The sequence below is a fragment of the Methylobacterium organophilum genome (assembly GCF_022179465.1).
GTDB lineage: Bacteria > Pseudomonadota > Alphaproteobacteria > Rhizobiales > Beijerinckiaceae > Methylobacterium > Methylobacterium organophilum.
The window spans coordinates 298,046-317,436 of the sequence record NZ_BPQV01000002.1 but is presented as its reverse complement, the minus strand read 5'-3'; the positions used below and the strand labels follow the sequence as shown (position 1 = coordinate 317,436).

Genomic DNA, 19,391 nt, shown 5'->3' with positions numbered 1-19,391 from the left:
GAGCGGTCATGCAAAGCTTCGGCACCCCCTTGTGTAACCGATCTGCAACACCAGATCAGCGGAGCCGGCGGCTCGCGGAGAGCGCCGGCCGCCCGGCGGGGAGACCGCGGGCGTTCGTGTCGGGCGCGCCGTGCCGTCGAGGCGGGCGGGACGTCCGGTCCGGGAAAGGAAACGACGCATGAACTTCGAAAAATACACCGAGCGCGCCCGCGGGTTCGTCCAGGCGGCGCAGACGCTCGCCCTGCGCGAGGGCAATCCCCAGCTCGAACCCGGCCACCTCCTCAAGGTGCTCCTCGACGATCCCGAGGGCCTCTGCGCCGGCCTGATCGACCGCGCTGGCGGCCAGTCGCGGGTCGCCCATGCCCAGGTCGAGCAGTGGCTCGCCAAGCAGCCGAAGGTGTCCGGCGGCGGGGCGCAGCCGCAGGCGACGCGCGACCTCGTGCGCCTGTTCGACACCGCGGAGAAGGCCGCGGAGAAGGCCGGCGATTCCTACGTCACCGTCGAGCGGCTGCTGCTGGCCTTCGCCGTCGAGAAGGACACGGAAGCCGGCCGCATCCTGGCCGCTGCCGGTGTCACCGCGGCCTCGCTCAACGGGGCGATCAATGCGCTCCGCAAGGGCCGCACCGCCGACAATGCGAGCGCCGAGAACGCCTATGACGCGCTCAAGAAATATGCCCGCGACCTCACCGAGGCCGCCCGCGAGGGCAAGCTCGATCCGGTGATCGGCCGCGACGAGGAGATCCGCCGCACGATCCAGGTGCTCTCCCGGCGCACCAAGAACAATCCCGTGCTGATCGGCGAGCCCGGCGTCGGCAAGACCGCCATCGTCGAGGGGCTGGCCCTGCGCATCGTCAACGGCGACGTGCCTGAATCCCTCAAGGAGAAGAGCCTGCTCGCCCTCGACATGGGCGCCCTGATCGCCGGCGCGAAATATCGCGGCGAGTTCGAGGAGCGGCTGAAGGGCGTGCTCTCCGAGGTCACCGCCGCGGAGGGGCGCATCATCCTGTTCATCGACGAGATGCACACGCTGGTCGGTGCGGGCAAGGCGGACGGGGCGATGGACGCCTCGAACCTGCTCAAACCCGCCCTCGCCCGCGGTGAACTGCACTGCGTCGGCGCGACCACGCTCGACGAGTACCGCAAGCATGTCGAGAAGGATGCGGCGCTGGCCCGGCGCTTCCAGCCGGTCTTCGTCTCCGAGCCGACCGTCGAGGACACGGTCTCGATCCTGCGCGGCATCAAGGAGAAGTACGAGCAGCACCACGGCGTGCGCATCCAGGACTCGGCCCTGGTGGCGGCGGCGACGCTCTCGAACCGCTACATCACCGACCGCTTCCTGCCCGACAAGGCGATCGATCTGGTGGACGAAGCCGGCTCGCGCCTGCGCATGCAGGTCGATTCGAAGCCGGAGGAGCTCGACAACATCGACCGCGAGATCGTGCGGCTGAAGATCGAGGCCGAGGCCCTGAAGAAGGAGACCGACACTGCCTCCCGCGACCGCCTCGTGCGGCTCGAGAAGGAGCTGGCCGATCTCGAGGAGCAGTCCGCCGCGATCACCGCCCGCTGGAAGGCGGAGAAGGACAAGCTGGGCGCCGCCGCCGAGCTGAAGAAGAAGCTCGACGAGGCGCGCAACGAGCTCGCTGCCGCCCAGCGTCAGGGCCAGTACCAGCGCGCGGGCGAGCTCGCCTACGGCGTGATCCCGGGGCTGGAGAAGCAGCTCTCCGAGATCGAGGCCGCGGCGGAATCGGCGGTGGCCCGCGACGGCATGGTCGAGGAGGCGGTGACGCCCGCCCACATCGCCGGTGTCGTCTCCCGTTGGACCGGCGTGCCCGTCGACAAGATGCTGGAGGGCGAGCGCGAGAAGCTGCTCGCGATGGAGGAGGCGCTCGCGAAGCGCGTCGTCGGCCAGCGCGAGGCGGTGGAGGCGGTCTCGACCGCGGTCCGCCGGGCGCGGGCCGGCCTGCAGGATCCGAACCGGCCGATCGGCTCGTTCATGTTCCTGGGGCCGACCGGCGTCGGCAAGACCGAGCTGACCAAGGCGCTCGCCGGCTTCCTGTTCGACGACGACACGGCGCTCGTGCGCATCGACATGTCCGAGTACATGGAGAAGCACGCGGTCGCCCGCCTCATCGGCGCGCCTCCGGGCTATGTCGGCTACGAGGAGGGCGGCGCCCTGACCGAGGCGGTGCGGCGCCGGCCCTATCAGGTCGTGCTGTTCGACGAGGTGGAGAAGGCGCATCCGGACGTGTTCAACGTCCTCCTGCAGGTGCTCGACGACGGGCGCCTGACGGACGGACAGGGCCGTACGGTCGACTTCCGCAACACGCTCCTGATCATGACCTCGAACCTAGGGGCCGAGTATCTGGTCAACCAGCCGGCGGGTCAGGATACCGAGGCGGTGCGCGACGAGGTGATGGGCGTCGTCCGGAGCCATTTCCGGCCCGAATTCCTGAACCGGATCGACGAGATCATCCTGTTCCATCGCCTCGCGCGCTCGGAGATGGGGGCGATCGTCGACATCCAGCTCGGGCGGCTGGCCAAGCTCCTGGAGGATCGCAAGATCACCCTCGACCTGGACGAGGAGGCCCGCAACTGGCTCGCCGACAAGGGCTACGATCCCGCCTACGGGGCGCGTCCCCTGAAGCGGGTGATCCAGAAGAACGTGCAGGATCCCCTCGCCGAGGCGCTGCTCTCCGGGCAGATCCACGACGGCGAGACGGTGCCGGTGCGGCTCGGGCCGATGGGCCTGATGATCGGCGACGTCGCCGCCGAGCGCCGCCCGCTGGGGGCGACGCTGAACTGATCCGGTCGCGGGAAGCCCGGGCGCGGTTGCGCCCGGGCTTCCCGGTTTATCGGGCCGCGCTCACCGGTTCGGGTCGCGCCGGATCTGATCGATGTTGTGGTTCGAGAGGTCGTTGTAGAGGCTGCCCGACGCGCCGACCCGGACGATCCCGGCGGGCGGGAAATAGACGTAGCGCCGTGCCTTCCCCTCGGGTTTGCCCTCCGCCGTCCCGTCGGGTTTCGCGTCGCCCTTCTCGGCGGCGCGGCGGCTCTGGCGTCGCATGAAGTCCTGGGTGTCCCTGTCCGAGTAGAGATGCCGCTCGGGGCCGCAGCCCTCGCAGATCGAGACGAGCCAGGACTGCCACAGCCCCGAGGTGCGCTGATCGATGCTCTCGGCCCGCTCGCGATGGGCCGAGGCCAAGCCCATCGTGTCGAGATCCCCCTGCTGGCTCGGCACGGGGGCGGCCTTCAGCCGGTCCAGCGCGGCCTTCCCGCCGTCCTGGGCAAGGGCCGGGGTGGGGGCCAAGATCGTGGCCGACATGGTGACGACGAGGGCTGCGAATGCGATCCGCATGGAAGCCGACCTTTCGGATGCCCCGCGCGTGCTGCTGCGATCCCGCCCTCCACGTACGCCGGTTCTGCGGCCCGAGCCGGCCGGCATCCCGAAGGGCAGTCCTGGGAAACGAACGCGGCGCCCCGTTCGCCGGCACCCGTCTCTTTCGGGTTAGGCGCCCCCTCTTCGGGAGGGGGTGAGGCGAACCGGGTGGCCCTTGGCCCCCTGTGCCTCTCCCGACCTTGCCCCCCGGCGAGATTCCCCCGACAACAATGCCATGACCGGGGAGACGCTCACCTACGCCGTCGGCGACATCCACGGCTGCGCCGATCTGCTGGACGGGCTGCTCGACCGCATCGAGGCCCATACGGCGGGACGGGCCAGGAAGCTCGTTTTCCTCGGCGACTACATCGACCGCGGCCCCGACAGCGCCCGGGTGATCGAGACCCTGCGCAAGCTGCAATGGCGGGAGCCCGAGGCCGTGACCTGCCTGATGGGCAATCACGAGGCCATGCTGCGCGACACGCTGCGCGAGCGCGGCGCCCTCGGGCACTGGGTCTCCAACGGCGGGGCGCAGACGCTCGAATCCTTCGGCGTCAGCGGCCCGGAGGAGATCTCCGGCGACGTGCTCGACTGGATCGAGGCGTTGCCGACCCTGCATGCGGACGAGCGGCACTGGTACGTCCATGCGGGCCTGCGGCCGGATCGGCCACCGCCCGAATCGGATGCGGAGACGCATCTCTGGATCCGCGAGCCCTTCCTCAGCGTGGACCATGATTTCGGCCGCCACGTCGTCCACGGCCATACGCCGCAGACGCGCGGCCGGCCGGAGCTGCGGCGCTTCCGCACCAACCTCGATACGGGCGCCGTCTATGGGGGCGCCCTGACGGCGGGGGTGTTCGTCGAGGGGGCGCTACAGGCAGTGGATTTCCTGCAGGTTCGTCCCGGCTGAGGTGGCCGTGGCCCTTGAGCCGGGGCTGGTCTTGGCCACCATGGCACCCACGGGGCGGCCAAAAGCTCCGGGACAGGGAGCGAACGGGTCCGATGACGCCAGACACGAGCCGGCAGGAAGACAAGACGCTCGCCCGCTGGGCTTTGCGCTTCACCGACTGGGCGGAGAAGTGGTTCCCGGACGCCTTCGTATTCGTGGCGGTCGCGGTGGTGATCGTCGCCGCCGCCGCCCTCCTGAACGGGGCGCCGGTGCAAAGCGTCACCAAGAGCTTCGGCGACGGCTTCTGGAGCCTGATCCCCTTCACCATGCAGATGGTCTTCGTGACCATCGGCGGCTACGTCGTGGCGACCTCGGCGCCCGTCCAGGCCCTGATCGAGCGCTGCGCCGTGGTGCCGAAGAGCGAGCGCGCCGCCATTGGCTTCGTGGCGCTCGTGACCATGCTCACCTCGCTCCTGAGCTGGGGCCTGAGCCTGATCTTCGGCGGCTTGCTGGTGCGGGCGCTCGCCCGGCGCGCGGATCTGCGTGTCGATTACCGCGCGGCCGGCGCGGCCGCCTATCTCGGCCTCGGGGCGACCTGGGCAATGGGCCTGTCCTCCTCCGCGGCCCAGCTCCAGGCCAATCCGAAGAGCCTGCCGCCGAGTCTGCTGCCGATCACCGGCGTGATCCCCTTCAGCGAGACCATCTTCCTCTGGCAGTCGATGCTGATCGCCCTCGTCCTGGTGGTGATCTCGACGGTGATCGCCGTCGCCTCCGCCCCGAGCCGGGAGAGCGCGGTGACGGCGCAGGATCTCGGGATCGACCCCACGCCCGAGAGCACGGATGTCGAGCCGCCGCGCCAGCCCGGCGAGTGGCTGGAGCACGCCCCCGTCCTCACCCTGCTGATCGGCGCCCTCGCCGCGGGCTGGCTGATCCAGGAATTCGGCCGGCAGGACTGGAAGATCGCGATCTCCAACCTCAACACCTACAATTTCCTGTTCCTGATGCTCGGCTTCGTGTTGCACTGGCGGCCGAAGCGCTTCCTGCGGGCGCTCGGCAAGGCCGTGCCGGCGACCTCGGGCATCCTGATCCAGTTCCCGTTCTACGCCGCCATCGCCGCGATCCTCACCGGCGCCAAGAACACGGGCGGCACCAGCGTGGCCGACGTCATCACCCACGCCTTTGTCTCGCTGAACACGGCGGGCAGCTTCCCGCTCTCGATGGGCGTGTATTCGGCCGTGCTCGGCTTCTTCATCCCCTCGGGCGGCGGCAAGTGGCTGCTGGAGGCGCCCTACGTGATGCAGGCGGCCAACGAGCTGAAGGTGCATCTCGGCTGGGCCGTGCAGGTCTACAACGCCGCCGAGGCGCTGCCGAACCTGATCAACCCGTTCTTCATGCTGCCCCTTCTCGGCATCCTCGGCCTGAAGGCGCGCGATATCGTCGGCTTCAGCTTCCTGCAGCTGATCTTCCACCTGCCGGTGGTGCTGTTCCTGCTCTGGGCCCTGGCTTTCACCCTGCCCTATCACCCGCCGGTGCTGCCGGGCTGAGGCGCGCGCCGCGGTAAGCTCGGCCTTTGATCCGGATCAAGGAGGGGGCTCGACGGACGACGTTCTTGAGGGAGGCCGGCTTGCCGGTGCCTTCCTCACGCGACGTACGGATCGACGACTCCCCATGTCCACCAGGATCAACGCCCTTGCCGTGGCCGCCGGCCTCTGTGTCATGGCGCCAGCCGCCCATTCCGCCGATCTGCCGTCCCGCGCCGAGCCCGTCGCTGTCACCCTCCCGGCTCCGTGGTCGCCCTGGATGGTGCGCCTGCGCGTCCTCGACGTGAGGCCCGACGCGGGTGCCCGTCTTTCGGCGGGTGGGGTGCCCCTCGCCGGCGCGGGGGTCGACATCACCGACACGGTTATCCCCGAACTCGACATCTCCTACTTCTTCACGAAGAACGTCGCCGCGGAGCTGATCCTCGGCGTCACGCGGCACGGCATCCAGGGGGCTGGAAGTCTCGCGGACACGCGCATCGGCACCACTTGGATCCTGCCGCCGACGCTGACCCTGCAGTATCACTTCGACGGATTCGGCCCGTTCAAGCCCTATCTCGGCGCCGGCGTGAACTACTCGATCTTCTTCGACGAACAGGCGCGGGGCGGCTTCACGGGCCTGCGCCTGAGCAACAGCTTCGCGCCCGCCCTGCAGGCCGGCTTCGACTACATGCTCGACGAACATTGGGGTGTGAACCTCGACGTGAAGAAGCTCTTCCTCGACACCAAGGTGAAGCTGAGCGCGGGGGTGGTGCGCGGCCGGATCGACATCGATCCGTGGATCTTCGGCGGCGGCATCACCTACAAGTTCTGAACCGGAGGGGCCGGCCCCGGGCAAGCAATACCGCCGCGTTCCGCCCGCTCGATGCGGGCGGCGTGCGCAAAGCCCTTGAATCGAAGCGCGAAGGGGGCTACCTGAAGCGCTACATTCTGGTTGCGGTCGTTAGACTGCTTGCGGGAGTGGGCCCCACCGGGTCCGCTCTTTTTTATTTCCCGCGAGCCTTGGCCGTAGCCGGCGCGCGCTTCGCCGAACGGATTCCCCTTCGGCGTCCCTGCGCGCGGCGAAGCGATGATTTGGGATCGGGCCCGATGGGGCACGGCTCCAGAGCGTTCAACTTACTGATACGGACGAACGGCCGAGCGCAGGCATGGCGGAGACCACCGAGAAGCGTCTTGTCGTGGAGAGCGGCGTCGCCGCACGGGTCACTCAGGTGGTCGAGGGGCCGATCGAGGGCCTCGGCTTCCGCCTCGTGCGGGTGAAGATCTCGACCACGCAGGGCTGCACGGTGCAGATCATGGCCGAGCGGCCGGACGGCACCATGAGCGTCGACGATTGCGAGGCCGTGAGCCGCGCCATCTCGCCGATCCTCGACCTAGAGGACCCGATCGGCGGGGCCTATTACCTCGAGATCTCCTCGCCCGGCATCGATCGCCCGCTGGTGCGCGTCTCCGATTTCGAGCGCTGGGCCGGCTACGAGGCCAAGGTCGAGCTCGCCCGCCCCCTCGACGGGCGCAAGCGCTTCCGCGGCATCCTCGGCGTCCCGAGCCCGGACGGCACCACGGTGCCGATCGACCTGCCCGACGTGAAGGAGGGCCTGCCGAGTCGGATCGAGCTGCCGCTCGCCGATCTCGGCGAAGCCCATCTCGTCCTCACCGATGAGCTGATCCGCGAATCCCTCCGCCGCGGCTCCGCCCCGCCCCAGGACGAGGATCCGGATGAGGGGGACGATGAAGAGGAGGCCGAAGAGGAGGCCGAAGAGGCCCCCGTCTACCGCGTCATCCCGCAGCCGCAGCGACCCAAGAAGGGCGGCAAGCCCGTGAAGGCCAAGGCCGGGGCCAAGCCGGCTGCCAAGCCCGGGGCGAAGCCCGCCAAGGGCGGCGTCGTCACCAAGGCCGCCCGGCTGAAGAACCGCGACACCCTCCACTGACACTGCCCCGACAGCCCGTCACGCCGAACACACGACCGACCGAAGAAGGACCAAGACCATGGCCGTCGTCAGCGCCAACCGGCTCGAACTCCTGCAGATCGCCGATGCGGTCGCCCGCGAGAAGGTCATCGACCGCCAGATCGTCATCGAGGCGATGGAAGAGGCGATCGCCAAGGCGGCCCGCTCCCGCTACGGCGCCGAGACCGACGTGCATGCCGAGATCGACGCGAAGAGCGGCGCCCTGCGTCTGTCGCGCCACCTCCTCGTGGTCGAGGAGGTCGAGAACGACGCCCGCGAGATCACCGTCGACCAGGCCCGCCGCTACAACCCGGCCGCGCAGGTCGGGGACGTGATCTCCGACACCCTGCCACCCTTCGATTTCGGCCGCGTCGCCGCGCAATCGGCCAAGCAGGTGATCGTGCAGAAGGTGCGCGACGCCGAGCGCGCCCGCCAGTACGACGAGTACAAGGACCGCATCGGCGAGATCCTCAACGGCGTCGTGAAGCGCGTCGAGTACGGCAACGTCATCGTCGATCTCGGCCGCGGCGAGGGCATCGTGCGCCGCGACGAGATGATCCCGCGCGAGACCTTCCGCCCCGGCGACCGCATCCGCGCCTACCTGTTCGACGTGCGCTCCGAGGTGCGCGGTCCGCAGATCTTCCTGTCGCGCTCGCATCCCCAGTTCATGGCCAAGCTGTTCGGCCAGGAAGTGCCGGAGATCTACGACGGCATCGTCGAGGTGAAGGCGGTCGCCCGCGATCCTGGCTCCCGCGCCAAGATCGCCGTGATCTCGCGCGATTCCTCGATCGACCCGGTCGGCGCCTGCGTCGGTATGCGCGGCTCCCGCGTCCAGGCGGTGGTCGGCGAGCTGCAGGGCGAGAAGATCGACATCATCCCGTGGTCGCAGGATCAGGCGACCTTCATCGTCAACGCCCTCCAGCCGGCGGAAGTCGTGAAGGTGGTTCTCGACGAGGAGGCCGACCGCATCGAGGTGGTGGTGCCCGACGACCAGCTCTCGCTGGCCATCGGCCGCCGCGGCCAGAACGTGCGTCTGGCCTCCCAGCTTACCGGCTGGGACATCGACATCCTGACGGAGGCCGAGGAATCGGAGCGCCGCCAGAAGGAATTCGCCGAGCGCAGCCAGACCTTCATGGAGGCCCTCGACGTCGATGAGACCGTCGGCCAGCTGCTCGCCGCGGAAGGCTTCCGCTCCGTCGAGGAGATCGCTTACGTCGAGACGAACGAGCTCTCGAACATCCAGGGCCTCGACGAGGAGACCGGTGCCGAGATCCAGGCCCGCGCCCAGGATTACCTCGCCCGGGTCGAGCAGGAATTCGACGAGCGTCGCCAGGCGCTGGGCGTCGAGGACGCCCTGCGCGAGATCGACGGCATCACCACGCCGATGATGGTGGCGCTCGGCGAGAACGACGTGAAGAGCGTCGAGGATCTCGCGGGCTGCGCCACCGACGACCTCGTCGGCTACACCGAGGGCCGCGGCCCCGAGGCCGTGCGCCATGCCGGCTTCCTCGACGGCTTCGATCTTTCCCGCGCCGAGGCCGAGGCCCTGATCATGGCCGCCCGCCTGAAGGCCGGCTGGATCGAGGCTTTGCCCGAGCCGGAGGCCGAAGAGGGTGAAGAGGCCGCCGAGGGCGAGGCCGAGACCCCGGCCGAAGGCGAGCCGCAGCACGCCTGAGATCGGAAGGACGCTCGGGAATCATGCAGCCGGTGACGCAGGATGCGGAGATGGATCTCGACCCCGGCCTCGGCCGGGGCCGGGCCAATGCTGCGCGCACCTGCATCGTCACCCGCACGGTGCAGTCGCCGGACGCGATGCTGCGCTTCGTCCTCGGCCCCGAGGGCGAGGTGGTGCCGGATCTGCGCGCCAAGCTGCCGGGCCGCGGGGCCTGGGTGGGCGCGAGTCGCGCCCTCGTCGAGCAGGCGGTGAAGCGCAAGGCCTTCCAGCGCGCCTTCAAGTCCAGCGCGGTCAAGGCTGCGCCGGATCTGGCCGACCGCATTGCCGAGGCGTTGCGGGCCGACCTGCGCCAGGGAATCGCTCTGGCCAACAAGGCGGGCTGCCTCGTCACCGGCTTCAGCAAGGTCGAGGCGGAGATCGGCGGTCGTGAGGGTGTCGCCGCCCTGATTCACGCCTCCGATGCCAGTGCGGATGGCCGGCGCAAGCTCGCCGCGGCATTGCGCAGGCGCTATGGCGATGACATATTCCGCATTCCGGCTGTCGATGACCTGTCCAGTGCCGAATTGGACGTGGCCTTGGGCCGGGATCATGTGATACACGCTGCCCTCGTCGCGGGTGCCGGCACTACCGGCTGTCTCGCGCGTTGGCGTCGGCTCCGAGCCTTCGAGGGCACGGCGGCGGCGTCCGGGACGGCGGAGCCGACCGGCGCCGGCACGGCCGCCTCCGATCTGCACGACGACGAGATGATGGACCGGCCCGGCGCGCGACGGGACGCCGGTCGACGGGACGATGGATACCCCCAGGGTTCGGACTGAATGAGCGATACGAACAACACGGGCGACAAGACGCAGAATCGTGCCCCCGCCAAGCCGCTGACGCTGAAGCGGCCGGTGGAGCAGGGTACTGTGCGTCAGAGCTTCTCCCACGGCCGGTCCAAGTCCGTCGTGGTCGAAACGGTGAAGCGCCGCACCATCGGCGCTGCGCCGGGCACGGTCGCGCCGCGCGAGGCCCCACCCGCCCCCGCGAATCGCCCTGCCCCGCCCTCTGCGCCCTCGACGGCGACACGGCCGGCGGGCCGTACCGCCTCGGGCGTCGTGCTGCGCACCCTGAGCGATCAGGAGCGGGATGCCCGCGCCAACGCCCTGGCCGATGCGCAGCGCCGCGAGGCCGACGCCCGCGCCAAGGCGGAGGCGGAGATCCGCGCCCGCCGCGAGCGTGAGGAAGCCGACCGCCGCGAGCGGGAGGCCGCCGAGGCCCGTCGCCGCGAGGAGGAGGAGCGTCGCCGCCAGGACGACGAGCACCGCCGCCGCGCCGCCGAGGAATCGCGCCGCCGCGCCGAGGAGGAGGCTGCGGCCGCCGCCGCGCCGCCGGCCGTCTCCCCCGTGCCTGCCGCCCCCGCGCCTGCCGCCCCCGCTCCCGCTGCGGCGGCTCCCGTGGCTCCGCGTCCGGCCGCGCCTGTGGCCCCGGCCCGCCCGGCCGCTCCCGCCGCGCCCCAGCGGCCTGTCGCCGCGTCGGCTCGTCCGGCGGCGGCTCCGGCCCGTCCCGCCGCTCCGGTGCCGCGCCCGGCCCCGCCGGCCGAGCCGCGCCGCGTGCTGACCGCCGATCCACGCAAGCCGCGCGACCTCAACTTCATGGCCCGTCCGGCCCCCGAGCCGGAGAAGCCCGCGGCCACGACCGCCACGACCGCGGCGGTCGCCCGGCCGTCCGATGCGGCCGGCGCCCGGCCCGGGCCGCGCAGCGCCGCCGCGCTCCCGGATGACGAGACCGAGACCAAGCGGGTGATCCGCCGTCCCGGCATGCCGCTCAAGATCATCACGCCGCCGAAGACCCCGAAGTCGCCGGGCGGCGACCGCAACCGCGGCCGTCTCACCATCGCCAATGCCACGGCGGGCGAGGAGGAGCGCACGCGCTCCGTGGCCTCCTTCCGCCGCCGCCAGCAGCGGATGAGCGGACACCGCAACGAGGAGCCGAAGGAGAAGATCTCGCGCGAGGTGACCATTCCCGAGACGATCACCATCCAGGAGCTCGCCAACCGCATGTCGGAGCGGGCGGTGGACGTGATCCGTCTGCTGATGAAGCAGGGCCAGATCCACAAGATCACCGACGTGATCGATTCGGACACGGCGCAGCTCATCGCCGAGGAGCTCGGCCACACGGTGCGCCGCGTTGCCGAATCCGACGTCGAGGAGGGCCTCACCTCCGACGAGCCGGATCTGGAGGAGGATCTCGATCCCCGTCCGCCGGTCGTCACGATCATGGGCCACGTCGACCACGGCAAGACTTCGCTGCTCGACGCGATCCGCAAGGCGAACGTGGTCGAGGGCGAGGCCGGCGGCATCACCCAGCATATCGGCGCCTACCAGGTGGCGGCGCCCTCGGGCGACCTCATCACCTTCATCGACACCCCTGGCCACGCGGCCTTCACCTCGATGCGCGCCCGCGGCGCCAAGGTGACGGACATCGTCGTGATCGTGGTGGCGGCCGATGACGGCGTCATGCCCCAGACGGTGGAGGCGATTCAGCACGCCAAGGCCGCGGGCGTGCCGATGATCATCGCCATCAACAAGATCGACAAGCCGGACGCGAACCCGCAGCGGGTGCGCACGGAGCTCCTGCAGCACGACATCCAGGTGGAGTCGATGGGCGGCGAGACCCTCGAATTCGAGGTCTCGGCCAAGACCGGCGAGGGCTTGCCCGAGCTGCTGGAGGGCCTGCAGCTCCAGGCCGAGATCATGAACCTGCGCGCCAACGAGAAGCGCGACGGCGAAGGCACGGTGATCGAGGCTCAGCTCGACCGCGGCCGCGGCCCCGTGGCCACGGTCCTGGTCCAGCGTGGCACGCTGTTCGCCGGCGACATTGTCGTGGCCGGCGCCGAGTGGGGCCGCATCCGCGCCCTCATCGACGACAAGGGCGAGCACGTCCCCTATGCGGGTCCGTCCGTTCCCGTCGAGGTGCTCGGCTTCAACGGCACGCCGGATGCCGGCGATCGCGTGATCGTGGTGCCGAACGAGGCCCGCGCCCGCGAGGTCACCGAGTACCGCGCCCGCATCAAGCGCGACCGCCTGACCGCCCGCACCGGCGGCGCCAACCGCTCGCTCGTCGACATGATGCGCGAGGCCCGCGAGGGCAGCGGCCGCAAGGAGCTGCCGGTCGTCATCAAGGGCGACGTGCAGGGCTCCGTCGAGGCGATCGTCGGCGCGCTCGGCGCGCTGGGCAACGACGAGGTCGGTGTCCGCATCCTGCTCTCGGGCGTGGGCGGCATCACCGAGTCCGACATCACGCTCGCCAACGCCTCGAAGGCGGTGGTGATCGGCTTCAACGTGCGCGCCCACAAGGAAGCGCGCAACGCGGCCGAGCGCGACGGCACCGAGCTGCGCTACTACAGCATCATCTACGACCTCGTGGACGATATCAAAGCCACGCTGTCGGGCATGCTGCCGCCGACGCTCCGCGAGGAGCGCTTGGGCGAGGCGCAGATCCTGCAGATCTTCGACGTGTCGAAGGTGGGCAAGATCGCCGGTTGCCGCGTCATGGAGGGCGTGGTCCAGCGCGGCGCCCATGTCCGCCTGCTGCGCAACGACGTGGTGATCCACGAGGGCAAGCTGGCCCAGCTCAAGCGCCTCAAGGACGACGCCAAGGAAGTCATCGCCGGCTACGAGTGTGGCATGTCCTTCGAGAATTATCAGGACATGCGGGCGGGCGACTTCATCGAGTGCTATCGGGTCGAGGAGATCCGCCGCACGCTCTGAGCGGCGCCCACCCGTTTCTTCTCGGCGCGGGGCCGCGGCGTAAGCTGCGGCCCCGTTCCGTTGGCATTGGAGTCGCGAGGCTCCCGACATCGATCCGATTCTCAGATAGACCATGGCCCAGAAGCAGACCCCGTCCGGTCCCTCGCAGCGCCAGCAGCGCGTGGCCGAGCTCGTGCGCCACGCCCTGGCCGAGGTGCTTCAGCGGGGCGACCTCCAGGATCCGGTGATCGCCTCGCACGTCATCACCATCCCCGAGGTGCGGATGTCGCCGGACCTCAAGCTCGCCACCGCCTACGTGATGCCCCTCGGCGGCCAGGACGAGACGCCGGTGATCCAGGCGCTGGAGCGCAACAAGCGCGTCCTGCGCCAGGAGGTGGCCCGGCGCGTGAACCTGAAATACGCGCCCGAGCTGCGTTTCCGCCGGGACGAGACCTTCGACGAGGCCGCCCGCATCGACGCGCTCCTGCGGAGCGACAAGGTGCAGCGCGACCTCGATCACCCCGAGGCGGGTGACGAACCGGAGAGCGCCTCCGACGTTTGAACCGGGACACGGCTGCGCGAGCCCCCCGACCGACATTGCCGCGGCGTTTCAAGACGACCGGTGCCCGAGCGGTGCCGGACTCTGCCGCAACCCGTGACCAAGGACCGATGATGCAGCAGGAAGAATCCCCCCTCGAGCGCGGTCCCGCGCCGCAGGGTCGGCCCCCGGAGCCCCGCCGCGCCGACGAGGGCCGCGGCCCGCGCCGTCCGCAGCAGCGGGGTCCGCGCCCGGACCGTCCCAAGCGCAAGGACGTGAGCGGCTGGGTCATCCTCGACAAGGGCGTCGGCATGACCTCGACCCATGCGGTCGCGGTGATCAAGCGCCTGTTCAACGCCAAGAAGGCCGGCCATGCGGGCACGCTCGACCCGCTCGCCTCCGGCATCCTGCCCATCGCCCTCGGCGAGGCCACCAAGACGGTCCCCTTCGTGATGGATGGCCGCAAGGCCTACCGCTTCACCGTGTCCTGGGGCGTCGAGACCGATACCGACGACGCCGAGGGCCGGCCGGTCGCGACCAGCGACGCGCGGCCGACCCGCGAGCAGGTCGAGGCGGCGCTGCCGAACTTCATCGGTTCCATCGAGCAGGTGCCGCCGCGCTACTCCGCCATCAAGATCCAGGGCGAGCGCGCCTACGATCTCGCCCGCGATGGCGAGACGGTGGAGCTCGTCGCCCGTCCCGTGCAGATCGACCACCTCTCCATCGTCGAGCATGACGGGGAGTGCACGGTGATCGCTGCCGAATGCGGCAAGGGCACCTATGTCCGGGCGCTGGCGCGCGATCTCGGCCGCCTGCTGGGCTGCCACGGCCACGTCTCGGCTTTGCGCCGCACCCGCGTCGGCCCCTTCCTCGAGGCCAATGCCTGCAACATCCCCGCCCTGGAAGAGGCGGGCCCGGAGGGCGTGCTGCCTCATCTGCAGCCCGTCGACACGGCGCTCGACGGCGTCCCCTCCGTGCCGGTCTCCCGCGACATGGCCCTGCGCCTGATGCGCGGCCAGCCGGTCATCCTGCGCGGGCGTGACGCCCCGGTCGAGGGCAAGGCCTTCGCTACCTGCGGGGGCATCCTCGTCGCGGTGGGCGATGTGGAGCGGGGCGAACTGGTGCCGCACCGCGTATTCCATCTCGGCGGCACCGCTCCGCAGCGGAACTGACGGCCGTTACGGCACGCTACGAACGAGAGGCCGCCGGGATCGCTTTCATGATCCCGGCGGCCTTCTCGTCAGAGGGCCGGCATTTCCGGAACCGGCACAGGGGCCGCACGGATCGCCGAGCGGCCAGCATAGCGCCGCACCATCTCCGCGCAGAAGGCGGCGAATTCCTCGCGCACGAGCGGCGCGCTGGTGTGATGAGCCGCGATGCCCCGGTGCTCGGGCGTGAAGCAGAAGGTCACCGTGACCGCGAAATCCGCCAGTGCCGCCATCTGGCGGTCGAACCAGTCGAGGGCATCGGGCCGGAAGCTGTCGGCCCAGGACAACCCGGTGCGCAGATGGGTGACCCCGAGGCGCCTCATCCAGGCGACCGCCTCGTCGAGCCGGTGATCCTCGAAGTGGAACCACTGGCACAGGCCGAAATCCGGCGTATGGCGGGCGAATTCCTCGAGAGCGAGCTTCGGCGTGCCGTCCTCGCGCAGCAGGCCCATGTGGAAGTGGCGGTAATAGGAGGAGCCCTCCGCCTCCTTGTGGCGGGTGGTGGCTTCCCATTCCCGCGGCAGGTCGTAGAGGCTGTACCAGTGGATGCGGGGAGCCGCGCCCGCCAGCAACTCGGCGGTGCGCCGGCAGCCCCAGGCCTGCACCTCCTCGGCACCGAAGCTCGACACGCCGACCTCGGAGACCCAGACCGGCAGGGGCGTGACGGCCTGGATCTCGGCGATCTTGGCCGGCCATTCGTGGATCTGCCAGAGATTCCAGTCGAGGGGGAAACCGTGGACCGCCACGGCGTCGAGCCCGTCGAGGATGCCCTGCGCCTCCATGCGCCGGATGAAGTGCGGGTCGATCGGCGAGATGCCGCCGAGCACCTGCGGCAGGTCCGGCGCCTCCCCTCGGATCGCCCGCGACGCCTCCTTCACCATCTCCCCGAACAGGAACCAGTCGGGGTCGATGACGGGGTCCCAGTGCGACTTGTTGTTGGGCTCGTTCCAGAGCATCACCGCTTCGATCATCGGCCCTCCTCGCCGTCGGATCCCTGCCGCGCCCGGGCCGGATAGACCGCCTCCGCGCCATAGGGGGCCGCCACCCGCCGGCAGAGATAGACTTCCGCCTCCGGTCGGCTCTCGATCGCGAATCCGCTGGAGCGCAGCATCGCCTCGATCCCGGCCCGGTTCGGGATCCACCAGTTGGTGCAGTCGTGGGCATAGGCGTGCTCGACGAAATGCAGGCGCGGGTAGCCCGGCCGCTCGAAGGCATCGATGTCCCAGAAGTCGTAGTCGCCCGCGATCGGCTCGATGCCGGGCGAGCCGCGCAGCATCGACTGGAAGACGAGGAGATCGCCGGCCACGTGTTCGTGGATCAGGTCGAGGGCGAGCAGCGGATGGCGCAGATGGTAGAGCACCCCCATGAACAGCACCACGTCGAAGCGCTCGCCCAGGCGTCCGACATCGTAGACCGAGAGATTGCGGAACTCGATGTCATGGCCGAGGCGGCGCGCTGCGAATCGGCCCTGGGCGAGGTAGCGCTCGTCGGAATCGAGGCCGAGGACCCGGGCAGCCCCGCGGCGCTTCATCTCGATCGCGTAGAAGCCCCCGTTGCAGCCGATATCGAGCACGGACTTCCCGGTGAGGTCGGCGGGGAGCGCCTGGGCGAAGCGCCGCCATTTCACCCCGGGATAGTCGCCGAGGAAATGGTCCGGCGCGGTCCAGATGCCTTCGCCGAGATCGATGTTGTGGAACCACGGCCCGAGGGCATCGGCCTCCCGGCGGAGACCGGTGATATCCGCGTCGGTGGCGATCACGGGGCCACCCGTTCGTTGAGGGACACGATCCGGCCGCCATCGGGCCAGAGGGCAAGCTCGCTCCAGGAGGCGGGCGCGACCACGAGGCGATCATAGGCGTCGAGGGAGAGCCCGAGCAGGCCGAGCAGGACGGCGCGGATCACGTCGCCATGGCTCACCAGGATCGCGGGCGGAGCGTCCTGGGCGGCGAGCCGGTCGAGGAGCGCCGCTGCCCGGGCCTGGGCCCGACCCATGCCCTCGCCGCCGGGCGGGCGGGCCGAGGCGCGCGACGCGTTCCAGTCTGTCCAGGCGGGATCGCCCTCGAGCGCGGCAAGCGGCCGGCCCGTCCAATCGCCGAAATCGATCTCGTCGAGAGCCTCCGTCGTCTCGACGCTCACGGCGAACCGCTGCGCGATCGGGGCCGCGGTCTCCCGGGTGCGGGCCTGCGGGCTCGACAGAACCTGCGCGACGCCGCCGATCCGGTCGACGAGGGCCCCGGCCAGGGCTTCGGCCTCGGCATGGCCGGCCTCGCTCAGGGACACGCCGGGCATGCGCCCGCACAGGATCCGCCCGAGCCGGTCGTGGCGCGCGTGGCGCACCAGCAGGACGCGCCTCATGCCTCCGCCTCGCCCGCGATGAAGCGCCGGGTACGGGCCTGCGCCTCGGCATCGGTGAATTGCGTCGGAGGCGACTTCATGAACCAGCCGGACGGCCCCAGCAGGGCGCCCCCGATGCCGCGGTCGAGGGCGAGGCGCGCGCAGCGCACGGCATCCACGACAACCCCGGCCGAATTCGGCGAATCCCAGACCTCGAGCTTCAGCTCCAGGTTGAGCGGCACGCCGCCGAAGCCCGTGCCCTCCAGGCGGATATGCGCCCATTTCCGATCGGCGAGCCAGGGCACGTGGTCGCTCGGGCCGACATGGATGTCCCCCTCGGCGAGGGGCGTCGCGAGCTGGCTCGTGACGGCACGGGTCTTGGAGAGCTTCTTCGATTCCAGGCGCTCGCGCTCCAGCATGTTCAGGAAGTCGGCATTGCCGCCGAAATTGAGCTGGTAGGTGTGCTCCAGTTTCACGCCGCGCTCGCGCAGGAGGTTGACGAGCACCCGGTGCACGATGGTGGCGCCGACCTGACTCTTGATGTCGTCGCCCACGATCGGCAGGCGGCGCTCCGCGAAGCGCTGCCGCCAGCCCGGATCCGAGGCGATGAAGACGGGGATGCAATTGACGAAAGCGCAGCCGGCATCGAGCGCGCAGCGGGCATAGAACTCGCTCGCAACCTGCGAGCCGACGGGCAGGTAGGAGACGAGCACCTGCGTGCGGCTGCGCTCCAGTTCCGCCACGACATCGGCGACGGCCTCGGAGGATTCCTCGATCATGCCCTGGAGGTAGCGCCCGATCCCGTCGAGGGTCGGCCCGCGCCGCACCATGACGCCGCTCGTGGGCACGGCGGCGAAGCGGTGGGTGTTGTTGGGCTCCGCTAAAATCGCCTCGGCAAGGTCCCGGCCGACCTTCCGCGCGGACACGTCGAAGGCGCAGGCGACCTCGATGTCGCCGATCCGGTAGCCGCCGAGGTCGGGCGAGATCAGGCCGGGCACGGTCTCTCCGGGACCGGTCTCGCGGTAATGGCGCAGGCCCTGCACGAAGGAGGACGCGCAATTGCCCACCCCCACGAGCCCGACTCGGATCGGAGCGGGGCTCATCGGCTTGCCTGCTGCGCGAGGGCTTCGAGGGGGGCGTCCGCCGAGGGCGCGCGCCGGGCGGCCGGTCGCGGCGGAGGCGCGCCCCTCGACGGTGCGCGGACTTCGCGGGCGAACCAGGCGATGGTGGCTTCGAGCCCCTCCTCCAGGGACACCTGCGGCGACCAGCCGAGCAGCTCCTGCGCGCGGGTGATGTCGGGGCGGCGGCGCTGCGGGTCGTCGGCCGGCAGGGGGCGGCGCACCACCTTCGAGCGGGTGCCGGTCATGCCCGAGACGAGGCGGACGAGTTCGGCGATGGTCATCTCGCGCGGATTGCCGAGATTGACCGGGCCGCCGGGGGCGCCGTCATGGGCCATCAGCCGCATCAGCCCCGCGACGAGATCCGCCACGTAGCAGAAGGAGCGGGTCTGCTCGCCGCTGCCATAGACGGTGATCGGCGCATCGCCGAGCGCCTGGCAGATCACGTTCGAGACGACGCGCCCGTCATCGGCCCGCATCCGGGGACCGTAGGTGTTGAAGATGCGCGCGACCCGCACGTCGAGCCCATGACCGCGCGCGAAATCGAAGGCGAGCGTCTCCGCCGCGCGCTTGCCCTCGTCGTAGCAGGCGCGCGGGCCGGTGGGGTTCACGTTCCCCCAGTAGGATTCGGTCTGCGGATGTACGAGCGGATCCCCGTAGACCTCGCTGGTGGAGGCTTGGAGGAAGCGTGCGCTGTCCGCCTTCGCCCTTTCCAGTAAATGGAGCGTGCCGGCCACGCTCGTCATCATCGTGTGGATCGGGTCTTCCTGGTAATGCGGCGGCGAGGCCGCGCAGGCGAGATTGAAGATCCTGTCGAAGCGCGGCATCGGCGGGAGCGGCCGGGTGATGTCGGCTTCGATCAGAGCGAACCGCGGCTCGCGGGACAGATGGGCGAGGTTCGCCCGGCGGCCGGTGAGCAGGTTGTCGAGGGCGGTGACGTGGGCGCCCTGCGCGAGCAGCGCGTCGACGAGATGCGAGCCGATGAAGCCTGCCCCCCCTGCCACCAGCACCCGTTCGGTCTGTCGGTTCATCGCTCGGTTC

At 70.3% G+C, this 19,391-nt stretch carries 16 protein-coding genes; 10 read left to right on the top strand and 6 right to left on the bottom strand.

Translation table 11 applies throughout. The features are described 5' to 3' along the window. Window positions 1-178: 178 nt before the first annotated feature. A complete protein-coding gene (clpB, locus tag MFF21_RS04125) occupies window positions 179-2,803 on the top strand; it encodes an ATP-dependent chaperone ClpB (protein WP_238309933.1) in 2,625 nt (874 codons plus the stop codon). Window positions 2,804-2,863: 60 nt separating this feature from the next. On the opposite strand, the gene MFF21_RS04120 is transcribed toward clpB, so the two are convergent. Continuing rightward, the gene (locus MFF21_RS04120) at window positions 2,864-3,355 is read right to left on the bottom strand and encodes a hypothetical protein (protein WP_238309932.1); all 492 of its coding nucleotides are present in this window, start codon (window positions 3,353-3,355) and stop codon (window positions 2,864-2,866) included. Window positions 3,356-3,611: 256 nt separating this feature from the next. Here MFF21_RS04120 and MFF21_RS04115 point away from each other — a divergent pair, with 256 nt between their 5' ends. From MFF21_RS04115 to truB, 9 genes are all read left to right on the top strand, one after another. Then, the gene (locus MFF21_RS04115) at window positions 3,612-4,286 is read left to right on the top strand and encodes a metallophosphoesterase family protein (protein ID WP_238309931.1); all 675 of its coding nucleotides are present in this window, start codon (window positions 3,612-3,614) and stop codon (window positions 4,284-4,286) included. 92 nt (window positions 4,287-4,378) lie between these two features. Next, window positions 4,379-5,809 carry a short-chain fatty acid transporter gene (locus tag MFF21_RS04110; RefSeq protein ID WP_238309930.1) on the top strand — a complete coding sequence of 477 codons (1,431 nt, stop codon included), beginning with the start codon at window positions 4,379-4,381 and terminating at the stop codon, window positions 5,807-5,809. Window positions 5,810-5,933: 124 nt separating this feature from the next. Then, a complete protein-coding gene (locus MFF21_RS04105; RefSeq protein ID WP_238309929.1) occupies window positions 5,934-6,617 on the top strand; it encodes an OmpW/AlkL family protein in 684 nt (227 codons plus the stop codon). Between the two features lie 334 nt (window positions 6,618-6,951). Beyond that, on the top strand, window positions 6,952-7,731 hold the full coding sequence (gene rimP / locus MFF21_RS04100; RefSeq protein WP_238309928.1) for a ribosome maturation factor RimP: 780 nt from the start codon (window positions 6,952-6,954) through the stop codon (window positions 7,729-7,731). Between the two features lie 58 nt (window positions 7,732-7,789). After that, entirely contained in the window at window positions 7,790-9,424 is a 1,635-nt protein-coding gene (nusA, locus tag MFF21_RS04095) for a transcription termination factor NusA (protein ID WP_238309927.1), read from the top strand. Between the two features lie 23 nt (window positions 9,425-9,447). Then, window positions 9,448-10,239, top strand: a complete 792-nt coding sequence (locus MFF21_RS04090; RefSeq protein WP_238309926.1) for an RNA-binding protein — start codon at window positions 9,448-9,450, stop codon at window positions 10,237-10,239. Further along, window positions 10,240-13,173, top strand: a complete 2,934-nt coding sequence (infB, locus tag MFF21_RS04085) for a translation initiation factor IF-2 (protein ID WP_238309925.1) — start codon at window positions 10,240-10,242, stop codon at window positions 13,171-13,173. Between the two features lie 112 nt (window positions 13,174-13,285). Further along, window positions 13,286-13,714 (top strand): 30S ribosome-binding factor RbfA, encoded by a 429-nt coding sequence (gene rbfA, locus MFF21_RS04080; protein ID WP_238309924.1) that lies wholly within the window; start codon window positions 13,286-13,288, stop codon window positions 13,712-13,714. 110 nt (window positions 13,715-13,824) lie between these two features. Further along, complete coding sequence (gene truB / locus MFF21_RS04075) at window positions 13,825-14,862, top strand: tRNA pseudouridine(55) synthase TruB (protein WP_373324930.1); 1,038 nt, start codon at window positions 13,825-13,827, stop codon at window positions 14,860-14,862. 68 nt (window positions 14,863-14,930) lie between these two features. Here the strand turns inward: truB and MFF21_RS04070 are convergent, their stop codons facing one another. From MFF21_RS04070 to MFF21_RS04050, 5 genes are read right to left on the bottom strand one after another with little or no spacing between them, the layout of a single operon-like run. After that, entirely contained in the window at window positions 14,931-15,869 is a 939-nt protein-coding gene (locus MFF21_RS04070) for a glycoside hydrolase 5 family protein (RefSeq protein ID WP_238309922.1), read from the bottom strand. After that, window positions 15,866-16,657: a TIGR04290 family methyltransferase gene (locus tag MFF21_RS04065; RefSeq protein WP_238309921.1), complete on the bottom strand. Its 792-nt coding sequence runs from the start codon at window positions 16,655-16,657 to the stop codon at window positions 15,866-15,868. Before MFF21_RS04065 ends, MFF21_RS04070 begins: the two co-directional genes overlap by 4 nt. Further along, the gene (locus tag MFF21_RS04060) at window positions 16,654-17,253 is read right to left on the bottom strand and encodes a histidine phosphatase family protein (RefSeq protein WP_238309920.1); all 600 of its coding nucleotides are present in this window, start codon (window positions 17,251-17,253) and stop codon (window positions 16,654-16,656) included. Before MFF21_RS04060 ends, MFF21_RS04065 begins: the two co-directional genes overlap by 4 nt. Further along, window positions 17,250-18,335, bottom strand: a complete 1,086-nt coding sequence (locus MFF21_RS04055; RefSeq protein WP_238309919.1) for an inositol-3-phosphate synthase — start codon at window positions 18,333-18,335, stop codon at window positions 17,250-17,252. The genes MFF21_RS04060 and MFF21_RS04055 overlap by 4 nt, the downstream gene beginning before the upstream one ends. Beyond that, a complete protein-coding gene (locus tag MFF21_RS04050; RefSeq protein ID WP_238309918.1) occupies window positions 18,332-19,381 on the bottom strand; it encodes a UDP-glucuronic acid decarboxylase family protein in 1,050 nt (349 codons plus the stop codon). The genes MFF21_RS04055 and MFF21_RS04050 overlap by 4 nt, the downstream gene beginning before the upstream one ends. Between the last annotated feature and the right edge of the window lie 10 nt (window positions 19,382-19,391).